The sequence below is a fragment of the Streptomyces sp. NPDC088157 genome, from assembly GCF_044741545.1.
Taxonomy (GTDB): Bacteria; Actinomycetota; Actinomycetes; order Streptomycetales; family Streptomycetaceae; genus Streptomyces.
Genome location: NZ_JBIUSU010000010.1, coordinates 241,771 through 252,969 on the forward strand (window position 1 = coordinate 241,771; position 11,199 = coordinate 252,969).

At 65.2% G+C, this 11,199-nt stretch carries 10 protein-coding genes and 3 pseudogenes; 7 read left to right on the plus strand and 6 right to left on the minus strand.

What is annotated here, in order from left to right; genetic code table 11:
- The first annotated feature begins 12 nt into the window (after positions 1–12).
- Entirely contained in the window at positions 13–1,032 is a 1,020-nt protein-coding gene (locus ACIPFH_RS35285) for an LD-carboxypeptidase (protein ID WP_401833094.1), read from the plus strand.
- 205 nt (positions 1,033–1,237) lie between these two features.
- Here ACIPFH_RS35285 and ACIPFH_RS35290 read toward each other — a convergent pair.
- Positions 1,238–2,314 (minus strand): annotated as a pseudogene (locus tag ACIPFH_RS35290) (transposase); the annotation flags it as partial.
- A 62-nt stretch (positions 2,315–2,376) separates the two neighbouring features.
- On the opposite strand from ACIPFH_RS35290, the gene ACIPFH_RS35295 reads away from it, so the two are divergent.
- Complete coding sequence (locus ACIPFH_RS35295; RefSeq protein WP_401833095.1) at positions 2,377–2,919, plus strand: GNAT family N-acetyltransferase; 543 nt, start codon at positions 2,377–2,379, stop codon at positions 2,917–2,919.
- Here the strand turns inward: ACIPFH_RS35295 and ACIPFH_RS35300 are convergent.
- The gene (locus tag ACIPFH_RS35300) at positions 2,903–3,778 is read right to left on the minus strand and encodes an IS5 family transposase (protein ID WP_401833097.1); all 876 of its coding nucleotides are present in this window, start codon (positions 3,776–3,778) and stop codon (positions 2,903–2,905) included. The two genes, ACIPFH_RS35295 and ACIPFH_RS35300, sit on opposite strands and share 17 nt — an antisense overlap.
- A 514-nt stretch (positions 3,779–4,292) precedes the next feature.
- Here ACIPFH_RS35300 and ACIPFH_RS35305 point away from each other — a divergent pair.
- From ACIPFH_RS35305 to ACIPFH_RS35320, 4 genes are all read left to right on the plus strand, one after another.
- Positions 4,293–5,237, plus strand: coding sequence for a hypothetical protein (locus tag ACIPFH_RS35305; RefSeq protein ID WP_401833100.1), 945 nt, complete (start codon positions 4,293–4,295; stop codon positions 5,235–5,237).
- Positions 5,238–5,262: 25 nt separating this feature from the next.
- A complete protein-coding gene (locus ACIPFH_RS35310; RefSeq protein ID WP_401833102.1) occupies positions 5,263–6,966 on the plus strand; it encodes a CHAT domain-containing protein in 1,704 nt (567 codons plus the stop codon).
- Entirely contained in the window at positions 6,959–7,282 is a 324-nt protein-coding gene (locus tag ACIPFH_RS35315) for a hypothetical protein (protein ID WP_401833105.1), read from the plus strand. The genes ACIPFH_RS35310 and ACIPFH_RS35315 overlap by 8 nt, the downstream gene beginning before the upstream one ends.
- Positions 7,283–8,159: 877 nt before the next feature.
- Positions 8,160–8,300 (plus strand): hypothetical protein, encoded by a 141-nt coding sequence (locus tag ACIPFH_RS35320; protein WP_401833108.1) that lies wholly within the window; start codon positions 8,160–8,162, stop codon positions 8,298–8,300.
- Positions 8,301–8,336: 36 nt separating this feature from the next.
- Here the strand turns inward: ACIPFH_RS35320 and ACIPFH_RS35325 are convergent, their stop codons facing one another.
- From ACIPFH_RS35325 to ACIPFH_RS35335, 3 genes and pseudogenes are all read right to left on the minus strand, one after another.
- The gene (locus ACIPFH_RS35325) at positions 8,337–8,558 is read right to left on the minus strand and encodes an STAS domain-containing protein (protein WP_401833344.1); all 222 of its coding nucleotides are present in this window, start codon (positions 8,556–8,558) and stop codon (positions 8,337–8,339) included.
- A gap of 64 nt (positions 8,559–8,622) precedes the next feature.
- Positions 8,623–8,841, minus strand: a pseudogene (locus tag ACIPFH_RS35330) (IS6 family transposase); the annotation flags it as partial.
- Positions 8,842–8,984: 143 nt separating this feature from the next.
- Entirely contained in the window at positions 8,985–9,419 is a 435-nt protein-coding gene (locus ACIPFH_RS35335) for a hypothetical protein (RefSeq protein ID WP_401833110.1), read from the minus strand.
- A gap of 325 nt (positions 9,420–9,744) precedes the next feature.
- On the opposite strand from ACIPFH_RS35335, the pseudogene ACIPFH_RS35340 reads away from it, so the two are divergent.
- Positions 9,745–10,462 (plus strand): annotated as a pseudogene (locus tag ACIPFH_RS35340) (IS6 family transposase).
- Positions 10,463–10,578: 116 nt separating this feature from the next.
- Here the strand turns inward: ACIPFH_RS35340 and ACIPFH_RS35345 are convergent.
- Positions 10,579–10,935 (minus strand): hypothetical protein, encoded by a 357-nt coding sequence (locus ACIPFH_RS35345; RefSeq protein ID WP_401833111.1) that lies wholly within the window; start codon positions 10,933–10,935, stop codon positions 10,579–10,581.
- Positions 10,936–11,199: the final 264 nt, after the last annotated feature.

The following is an 11,199-nucleotide window of genomic DNA, read 5'->3' on the forward strand; positions in this document are numbered from 1 at the left end:
GACACTGACGCCATGACCGGTTCTGCACTGCCTCAGCTGCTTCGACCGCGTGCCCTGAGGCCCGGAGATCTCGTTGTCATCGCATCGCTGTCCGGTCCGCTGCCGGCCGCTTACGAGCCCAACGTCGAGCGGACGGTGGTTGTGCTCGAGCGGATGGGATTCCGCGTGCGTCGGGCTCCGCTACTCGAAGTAGGGCGGCGCCATTGGTGGAGCGCGGCTACGCCCGCGGAGATCGCCGGGGAGCTCAATGGTCTTCTGCGTGATCCTGAGGTGCGCGCGATCATCGCGAGTGACGGTGGCCAGACGGCGCTCGGCTACCTTGACCTGATCGACTTTGAGGCGATCAGGGCCGACCCCAAGCCGATCCTGGGCTACAGCGACATCTCACTGCTGCATCTGGTGCTCTATGCGCGCACGGGTCTGGTCGGGTTCCATGCCGACATGGCCGTCCCTGGCTTCGGCGGGCACTGGCAGTCTGCGCCCGTGGCGCGCCAAGCGGAACTCGAGAAGCTCTACTCCAGGTTGCTGACCGGTACCGCGGCGATCGGTGCGCTGCCTGCGAGCCCGTCGTGGGAGTGCTGGCGTCCTGGTCGTGTCGAAGGTCGGCTGATCGGCGGGGTGATCAATCGCATCGTGCTGGCGCAGGCGACGTGTTTCGCGCTGCCGCTCGAATGGTTCGATGGCGCGGTGCTGTTCTGGGAGGAGATGGGCGGCCTGGCATCGTACGTGTGGAGCTATCTGCAGGTGATGCGACACTGCGGCATCCTCGATCGGATCTCCGGCATGGTCGTTGGCGTTCCGCGCGAGGTCAGTGGACTCGAGCCCGGCGCGTCCCCGACCCTGCCCGAGATAGTCCTCGACGTCCTCGGCGACCGTGACATCCCGGTCCTGGGCAACGTCGAGTTCGGGCATGCTGGCCCGAATCTGCCGATGCCGGTCGGCATCCGCGTCGGTCTCGATGCGCAGCAGCGGACGTTGTCGCTGCTCGAACCGGCGGTAGGGCCGCACGCGATGACGGGACTGGTCGGCTGAGCGCCGCGGATCAGTGAACCGATGGCCCCCGACAGCACCCCCTGGGGCCTACTCACGCTTTGGTGACCGCCGCCTTGCGTCGCTTGTTCGGCCTGTAGGAAGGGCCATGAACACATGGTGGCTCGTGTTGATCTAGAAGCTCGGCTCCTGACGTCAGGGATCACCGACCCGGTGAACGTATGCGGTCACAGCATTAGCTTGATCTTTAACCTGTGCGGCGTGGTCGTGGGGTGGTTGACGTCTTCGTTCGCTGTTTCGCAGGTGGTTTCTTGCGGGGTGTGTGCACGTCGTGGCGGGGTGTGGGCCGGGTGTTCTTTCTGCCTGGTGGTCGTCCGGGGCCGGGGCGGGAGGGTTTCGGTGCTTGGGCCGGGCAGGTGGCCGTGGGGCGGATGTGCCGAAAGTCGCGGCGGACTCGGGCGGGGGTGAGCCTGTCCGGCGGGGTCGGTCTCTCCCAGGGCCGCCGCAGGTCGGCCGCCAGCGGTCGGGCGAGCCGCAGTTGGGTGTAGGCGGCGAGGATCAGCCAGGTCCATCGGTCGGCTGCCTCGGGGGTGCGGATCTTTGGGGAGGTCCAGCCGAGGGTTTGTTTGAACAGGCGGAAGGTGTGCTCGATGTCGAAGCGTCGCAGGTATGCCTGCCAGAGACGGTCGGCGTCTGCCGCAGTGGCGTCGGTGCCTGACCACCACAGCCAGACCGGCTTGGGTGTTGCTCCGCTGGGCAGGTGGTCGATGTCCAGGCGGATCACCGTCCCTTCGACGATCGGGAGGGTGCCGTTGGCGGCTGCCCAGGAGGAGCGGTGGGTCAGCTTGGGGTGCAGCCGGTCCCAGGAGCGGGCCCTGGCGGTGCCGTAGAGGCGGGTGTCGGTGACTGTCTCGGTGTCCGGGGTGCCCCAGGTGTCGGGCTGTCCGAAGACGAACTCGCCTCCGTGTCGGGGCGGTCGGCCCTGGGTGTGCGGCAGCCGGGGTGGGGCAGCCCGGCGCAGGACGCGGTCGGATCGCATCCTGGCCAGCACCTGCACCGGCAGGTCTTTGAGGAGGAAGCCGAGGCGGGGTGCGTCGTATCCGGCGTCCGCGACGATAAGGATGTCCGGGTCACCCGTCTGCCACTGCCCGGCCGTGATCAGTCGCTGAAGCAGATCGTGCAGCTGCCGGGCGGTGACGGTGGCGGTGTCGTCGCCGGGGACCAGGCGAAGCGCATCCAGGGGCGCGGTCCACGAACTGCGGCCCGGCTCGAGCGCGCAGATGATCGAGTAGGGCCAGCCGGGGACCGGGATGTGCTGGTCCCGCGTGTATCGAAAGTGCCTGGTGAGGATGGCGGGGAGCCCACTTTGTGATCCAGAATAATTGGATGGTCACGCTTGAGACTCCCCGTTTGATCCTGCGTCGCTGGCGCGAGGAAGACGTTGCGCCCATGGCTGCCATCAATGCCGACCCCGAGGTCATGCGGTGGATCCGTGACGGCAGCGTCCGTGACGAACAGCAGACTCGCAGCGGGATCCAGGCATGGGAGAGCGAGTGGGAGTCACAAGGCTTCGGCCTGTTCGCCGTGGAGATCCGGTCCACTGGCGAGCTGGCCGGGTTCACCGGCCTTTCGGTGCCCGACTTCTTGCCGGAGGTACTGCCGGCGGTTGAGGTCGGCTGGCGGCTGGGACGTTCCCACTGGGGGCAGGGCTTGGCCACCGAGGCCGCTGCAGCCGCTGTACGGTTCGGGTTCGAAGAGGGAGGGCTGGAGCGGATCGTCAGCATCACTCAAGTAGGCAACGACGCCTCCGAACGGATCATGACCAAACTGGGGATGCGTCCGGTCCGTGAGACCGTCAATCCCACCGGCGGTCGGCGAGTCCGGGTGTTCGAGGTGTCGTCGGACCAGTACGTCACAACCACTCGTTGATGGCGGCAATGAGGACGGTTGCCTCGTAGCGGACCGCGAGTTTGTCGTACCTGGTGGCCACGGCTCGATGTCTCTTGAGGCGATTGACGCCGCACTCGACCGCGTGCCGGGCCTTGTAGTCCTCTGGGTCGAACTTCGGTGGCCGGCCGCCGCTGGACCCGCGCTTCTTGCGGTTGCGGGCCTGGTCGGCCTTGTCCGGAATGGTGCAGCGGATTCCCCGGCGGCGCAGGTAGGCGCGGTTCTTCCGGCAGGCGTACGCCTTGTCAGCCCGCACGCGGTCGGGGCAGACGCGCGGCCGACCGGGCCCTATGCGGGGCACACGGACCTTCTCCAGCACCCGTTCGAACTGCGGCGAGTCCCCCCGCTGCCCTGCCGTCACCACGAACGACATGGGCTTCTGACCCTGCTCGACAGCCAAGTGCAGTTTGGTCGTGAACCCGCCGCGCGAACGCCCCAGCCCGTGATCACCGGGCTCGTCGAAGACACCGCCCGGTGGTTCCTTCTGCAGGCCCCCCTGCTTGCGGGCCCCGGCCGCATGCTGATGGGCACGACACACGGTGGAGTCGACGCTCAGGTCCCACACGATCGCGCCCTTCGCATCGGCCAGGGCCTGGAGCCGGCTGAGAACCTGGTGCCAGGTGCCGTCCCGCTGCCACCGGCGAAACAGGGCGTAGATCCGGCCCCACGGCCCGTACTCGACGGGCACGTCCCGCCCTGGCACCCCGGTGCGGACCCGGAACCGTATGCCGTCGATCAACTGCCGCCGGGACCAGACCGGCGGCCGCCCCACCTTCCTCCTCTTCGGCAACAACGGCTCCAGCACCGCCCACTGCTCATCCGTGAGATCTCCCCGCCCCATGAACCGAGATCATCCACGGCTCAAGATCCACTTTCGATACACGACCTAGCTCGCCGTCCATCGCGGTTGCGTCCGGCAGCTGCGCGGCCCCGGCCTCAATCTCGGGAAACGCCGGGAGCATCTGAGTGCCGCGCCTGGAGCGCAGCACCACCCGGCCCGCGTCCACGGAGAGCAGGGCCCTGAACCCGTCCCACTTCGGTTATGGGCTGTTGAGCAGTCCACGAGCTATCGGCCAGCGCCATGTTGATCTCGGGATGGCGGGTGCACTTCAATGCCGTGACCTGGCGGGGTCGTGGGAGTCCACCCTGTTGATTTGGGGGAGTTCAGCGCGCTGTTCGCTGGTCTCGATCGGCAAGCGGACGACGAGCCGTCGAACAGCAGGAACGCCGCCACGTCACGGCGTTACCCCCTTCTCTGCTGTGCGCACGGAAAGGATCACGGATTCAAGTCCTCCACTTTGCAACCCTGATATTAGAGATTCTCACTAGATGGCAGGTTTAGCCGGTATGGTGCCATGGGCAAGAAAGGTGCGGGTATGGAGGGGGTGCATGTGGACTTGATGGACTTTTCGAGGCCACCCGAGGGACTTTCCGCCGCACTGGAGCAGCTGACCTCCTGGTTGAGCCTCCAGCCCGGATATCGGCAGCAACTCCCGATGACGTACATGGCCGAGCCTGTCCGGTCACTCCTGTCACTGGACGCCCAGATATATCTACGCTGCCCATCCTGTGCATCGGTATCGCGGCTGAACCCGACGCTGGCAATGCTCGAATTCCAACTCGGTCTACCCTGCCTTTGGGACGGCTCCGAGTTGATCCCTGTGCGGCACCTGCATCGCGTCTTGAGCCTGTGCGCCGACTGCGACCAAACGTTCGAAAAGGTGATCGACGGATTCGGAAATCATCCGCGCTGCCCTCACTGCCAGTCGAAGCGGTCGTTTGCGCTTTCCGTCGAGATTGATGAGGATCTTCCGTCGACCTTCAGGGAGGCGACCTCCGGATCGCACACCTGGGGGGAAGACCCATATGCCGACGTGAGGCACCTCCACTATGAGGTCGGTCTGGTTGCCGGACGTCCCGAAGGCGTCCGCCACGCAGTGCCACTCTCACTGTTCGCCGCGCGGCTCGCCAACAGCGGCTCCTACGGCAGCGACGGAGCTGCGATGGAGAATATGGCTGCTCTCCTGCTCGACGCGTACCACAAAAGAACGCGCGAACCGTCCGCTGGCGTGGATGCATTGAAGATCTATCTCCGCCTCGCCAATTCGGAACCATCAGACCAGCGTGCTTGGCTTGACCATAATGTGGCGATGGCTGCGTTCAGCTTGATATCCCAACCTAATATGTGGGTTAATTCTGCTACTCAGAGTGGAGAACTCCTCCGGCGCCTCGGCCTCCATCACGCGATACTGGCATTGTCCGGATACGAGGTCGCTCCTGATACTCCAAGAAAAGCGTAAGCATGTTGCCAGGGTTCGCTTCCTTATGGGAGACCTTCTCGCCGCCGATCCGGCCCATAAGGAGTATCTCAAGGAGTCCCTCCAGCATTACGCCGCGGCGGTCAAGCAGATCGAGCGATTCGGCGTCCACTGGAGGTTGGTCAGTGACATCAGGGAGAAGCAGCAGCGCGCGAGAACCGTGCTTGCGACACTGAGCGGAGCGCCAGTCCCAGCAGGTGTACGAATCAGGCAGCCCGAACGTCTGCTGACCGGCCTGCCGGAAGAGAAAGCGTGGGAACGTCTCCTGGCTCACGGCATGGAGAATGAAGCCTGGGGACGTCCTGATGATGCGTTGCGTCTGTACGAGCTGGCGGCCGTAGCCATCAGTAGGAGGCTCGCCTTCGCACTGGACGAGACCACCATCAGGCAGATCGGCGATCAGTGTGCCACGGGCTACCACCTGCTCGCTCGCTCCTACATGCGCGCCGCGCGGCATGAGGACGCCCTCAATGCCTCCGAAACCCTGCGCGCCGCAACTGTTCGCGCAGCACGTCAGGGAATCGATCGGAAGGAATTAGCCGACTCAGTCCGTCGCACCGGCACGTACTATCCGCCGGTCGGCGGTCTCACAGGCATTCGCGACGTCATGGTCGACGTGCTTGGACAACTTCGCCTCTTGCCCTCCGGATCATTCGCTCCGGGCCTGGGGTTCCTTAGTGTGTCTGTCGGGAAAGGCACTGCCCTGGCATCCCTGGTGTGGCGCGAGGATGATGAGTGGCGCACCGCAGGGCTCGACTGGGAGTACGAGAAGGAACTGTTCGATGATCTAGGGCATCTGCACAGCAAGGCCGATTCCCTCACCTTTCGCATGCCCATGTTCCAGCGGGTCCTTCCCCGCCTTTCCCGGACGCTCCTGGCGCCGGTGCTGGGGCTGCTCTCGGACCACCACATCGACAAGTTGGCGATCAGTACGGGAGGACTTCTCAGCCGTATTCCGTTCGAGGCACTTCCTATCGACGGTAGTCAGTGTCTCGCGGAGAGGTTTAAGGTCTCGTACGTGCCATCGATACCACTGGCCGCAGAATTCCCCGTGCGCTCTGCGGACGTAAACCCTCGATTACTCGTCGTCTCATACCCGGACGCTGATCTACCCAATGTTGCCAGTGAGGTCCAATCCATTGAAGACATGTGGGCAGGCAACGTGCACGTTCTCAGGGCGGAGCGTGCCAGCAAGCGCGATGTGTTGGATTCCCTCACCGGCGTGTGGACGAATATCCACTTTGCCTGTCACGCCGACTTCAACCCGGTCGCGCCCCTTCAGTCCTCACTGCAGCTCCGTAGCCGTGCTGATCAGGACCGGTATCGCGTGACCGCTGAGGACCTACTGAGTACAAGCCTTACACCAGGGGTGACCGTTACTCTCTCTGCATGTTCCAGTGCACTCACCAGTTTCGGTATCACCAATGACTGCTCTGGCCTCACAGGCAGCCTTCTGCGCGCCGGTGCAGGCGCCGTCATTGGAAGCCGCTGGGCCGTCCGCGACGAGACTGGTGACGCCTTCATGACGTCGCTCTACATGAGGCTCCTTCATCAGGAGGAACCTGCTCTTGCAGTGCACGCCGTCCAACGTCAGCTCGCCGAGCGAGTTGAGTTGGATGACTGGGCCGCTTTCTCCTATCTAGGGAAGCCGCCTCCTGCTATCAGCGCCACCCCTGGGTACCCCGCTCGGAAGGAAGTCTTCCATGACTGATGATCAGGTGCTGCTGGAACTCGTTGTCCCGCACGGCACGGACATCGACGAGGACCTCAAGGCAGTCTCTGACGGTCTTGACGTAACCGAGGCAAAGCGCAGCCGCGCCGATCCCGTGACCGTGTTCGGTATCTGTGCCGGTGTGGTCGGGCTGGTTGATGCCCTGTTCTCCCTCGCCGACCGGCTTCGCCGGCGCCAGACACGGCCTCAAGTCGTAGTACGCAACGAGGACGGTGACACCCTGGTCCTTGCCGAAGTTTCACGGGCCGAATTGGAGCAGTTCCTCAGGCGAGACACTCCAGCTGACGAGTCATAGTCACACTCGCCGAGGCAAGGGCGAGGACTCTTTTGACCGTCTGTATCTGCCCGTCGGCGGGACGAGCGTTTACGAGGCACGGCCGATGGCTGCAGCAGCTGAATTCTTCATCGGCGCTCGTTCGGTAGTAACGATCGTCGAGGACGCCGCCACTGCCAACGTTCTCACGCCTTGGCTTGACCAACGCAAGTGGCCGGCCCCTGCGTGCACGAGTCGTCCCCCCCGACCATCACCTGAGCCGCCGCGCCGGCCGAGTAGAGCCAACGGGGGTTCGAAGGACCACCGCAGAGGAACCTGCGGTTGGACAACGGACAGCCGAAACCCTGTCCATATCTTCGGCTCGCCGGCCCAGCCCGGCTGCAGAGCAGGATCAGGCACGGGGGTGGCGAGCATCGGCTCCGGCAGCGTCCACGGCACGCACCATGCCTTCCACCCAGGCCATCGGCCGCCCGGGTGACCGATGACCGGACCGGTCTTGGTCGGGTCCGTGGACGGGCGCGAGGGGAATCCCCGACCATGCTGCCCCTTACGGCGTGCCGGGCAGGGTCGAGCAGGCCCGGCGAGCGTGCCGCTGGCCGCCTGAGCGCCGACCCCACCACCACACGGCGATGGCTGTGAGGGTTTCTTGGCCCAGCGGTGACGTTGACGATGCGATCCCGGGGCACATGAATCCGGCACGGTCCATGCGGGTGTTCGGCAGGAGGAGCCAGTGGCCGGTCATGAGGTCTATGCCGCCAGCGCATTGTCAGTGGTGGCCGCGATACTGCTCGCGCGATGGTGCCTGACGGGCCGAAGGAGCAGGCCGCGCACTGCTGCCGTATCCCGCCGGGCCTCGCGCTGGACGGTGTTGAGGGAGGTCCGGGGCAGGGGATCCACTGTGGTCCAAGCCGAGCAACGCCTGCCGACGGACGCGCGACGCGCTCAGCGGGCGGTGCAGGAGGCCGAAGACCTCGTGCACGGCTACTGGCGCCGGCTCAGTCCCCTCTACCTGTCCAAACGCGACCACCATCAGCACTGAGCCGATCGGTCAGCGCATGGCCGGTACGGTGATCGGTCAGTCGCTGAGTGCTTGGCGGAGGGTTTCACGGCAGTCGATGACGGCGTCGACGCCGACGATCTGCAGGAGGCGCATCACGGCTTCGGTGGGGGCGGCCAGACGTATCCAGCCGCCGGCCTCGGTGAGGCTGCGGTGGGCGGCGATGAAGATGTTGATGCCGGTGGAGTCCATGAAGGTGACCCGGCTCAGATCGAGCTGGCCGGGACAGCGACACCGAATGCGCTCTCAGCTTGGGAAGCTCCGGCCGCCTGTTGATCTTGATGAAGACCTCGTCCAGGTGTTACTTGTCACCGGGCCGGGGCTGCCGGCGGCGGAGCGCGCTGGCGTAGGTCTGCCCGAACTTGGCGCACCAGCGGCGGATCGTCTCGTAGGAGACGGCGATCCCGCGCCCGAGCATGAGCTCCTCGACCTCGCGGAACGACAGAGGGAAGCGGAAGTACAGCCACACACAGTGGGAGATGACCTCGACCGGGTACCGGTGCCCCTTGTACAACAGCGACACGGCCCCCACAGACAGCTCCCTCCAGCACGATCAACCAGAAGATCATCCCACCGGCCAGCCAACGTGACAGTGCCCGCTCAACTGCTACACCTGAGGCTGCCCGACGGCCGGTCTTCCGGCGGCCGGGCAGCCTCACCAGCGCCCTACTTCAGGGTGGCGCACACCTTCGTAGAGCTGCCCTTGAACTGGGTGCAGATCACCGTGTTCTTGGGGAACTTGGGCCCGGTGTGGCTGTCGTTCTTCCCCCAGCCGACGTGGGCGTCGTAGGTTCCGTCGTACACGCGGGTCAGTGTCGCTTTCTTCCAGGACTTGCCCACCTTGTAGGTGCCGCCGGGCTTCTTGTAGAGCCAACGGGCGTACAGCGTCGACTTCTTCTTGAGATCCGACTTGTGAGCCCCGACGGAGTTCAGGCCGCGCGTCGAGGACCCGCTGTTGTACCAGTACTCACCGCTGATGCCATACACACCCTTGACGTTGCGGATCGTCTTGTCAGCCGCAGCCGCAGGCGAAGCACTGACGGCCACCGCCAGTGTCGCCATGGTGCCCAGCGCGAGGATCTTCCCCGTTGTCTTTCGCACTCTTCCGTACCTGTCCGGCCACCCCTACGCCCCTGCGAGGCAGCCCTTCGTGTTTGATCTTGGGCGTCAGTGCAGCTTATCCAGCAGCCTGCGGCGTGTTAGGGCGTTCACAGGGTCCCCATAAATGTCCGCGGGGTGAAGGTTGCGCGGTCGGTCGCGCCGCCGAAGCACTGCCCCCGGGACGGGCCCTGTCCGGCAGACTGGAGGGACTTGCAAGTTTCACCGCGCACCGAGGTTAGTGGCGTCTAACGTGACTAGCGGGCACTGTCACGTTGGCTGGCCGGTGGGATGATCTTCTGGTTGATCGTGCTGGAGGGGGCTGCCTGTGGGGGCCGTGTCGCTGTTGTACAAGGGGCACCGGTACCCGGTCGAGGTCATCTCCCACTGTGTGTGGCTGTACTTCCGCTTCCCTCTGTCGTTCCGCGAGGTCGAGGAGCTGATGCTCGAGCGCGGCGTGACCGTCTCCTACGAGACGATCCGCCGCTGGTGCGCCAAGTTCGGGCAGACCTACGCCAGCGCGCTGCCGCCGGCAGCCCCGGCCCGGTGACAAGTGGCACCTGGACGAGGTCTTCACCAAGATCAACAGGCGGTTGCAATACCTGTGGCGGGCCGTCGACCAGGACGGCAACCTCCTGGACATCCTCGTGCAGAACCGCCGGGACAAGGCCGCGGCCAGGCGCTTCTTCCGCAGGCTGATGAAGAAGAGCCGAATGGTGCCGCGGGTGATCGTCACCGACAAGCTCCGCACCTACGGCGCCGCCCACCGCGAGGTCATGCCCTCCGTCGAGCACCGCTCGCACAAGGGCCTGAACAACCGCGCGGAGAACAGCCACCAGCCCACCAGGCAGCGCGAACGGGCGATGAAAGGCTTCCGTTCCGCAGGCGGAGCGCAGCGGTTCCTGTCCGCGTTCAGCGGTATCTCGCCCCACTTCCGGCCCCGCCGCCATCTGATGCCCGCCCATGACTACCGAGCCGAGATGACCGTCCGCTTCGCAATCTGGGAGCAGATCACCGGCGTCGCCGGCCTCGCCACCGCAGCCTGAGCACAGGCCCGGCTCCCAAGCACACCCTGCCCCGACGCACCGTCAGGCAGTCACACACCCAACAACGTGACAACGCCAGCGTTGGGCTTACTCCCGGGCTGCGGCACGCGTCGGAGCTAGTCCTTCGCCGCCAGAAGGAAGGCTTTGCGAGCTGCGTGCAGACGCGTCATCGTGTCCGGCCATTTGGAGCCCCACTCAACAGGTCCCGCTGGGGACGATGCCCGGGCCAGCCAAGCCTGGGCATCACCAAACGCGGCCTCCACCTCCTGCACGGCCGCGTCCACCGGCTCCGGACCCAGCAGAGCGACCCGCTCCAATGGTTTCGCAATCAGACCCCACGCCTCCTGGGACGCGGTCACGATCGTCTCTTCGAGTTCGTGGGCCACACCTTCAGAGTCCAGAGCGTGGACCAAATCGTCCCATCCGGCCACGATCCGGTCGAGGGCTTTGACGGCCTGGTCCCAGGGGTCCATGAGGGACACGTAAGCCTGTTGTCGCTGGTCACGTAGCCACTGGTCGTGTTGGACGTGAGTTTGGTCTGCGGTCTGTCGTCGAGCTCCCAAGAGGCACCGGCGAGGGCGAAGAGGCCAGCGGCTATGGCGGCGACGACGGCCGCCCATCCTTGGTCCATGCAGGCCATCCTGCCCGGGTGGATACGGGTAAGCGGTCCGTTTCATGGCTTCAGGAAGGTTTCCGTTCGCCGCCGTGGACGAGCGGCCGAGGCGTCTTACGGCGCC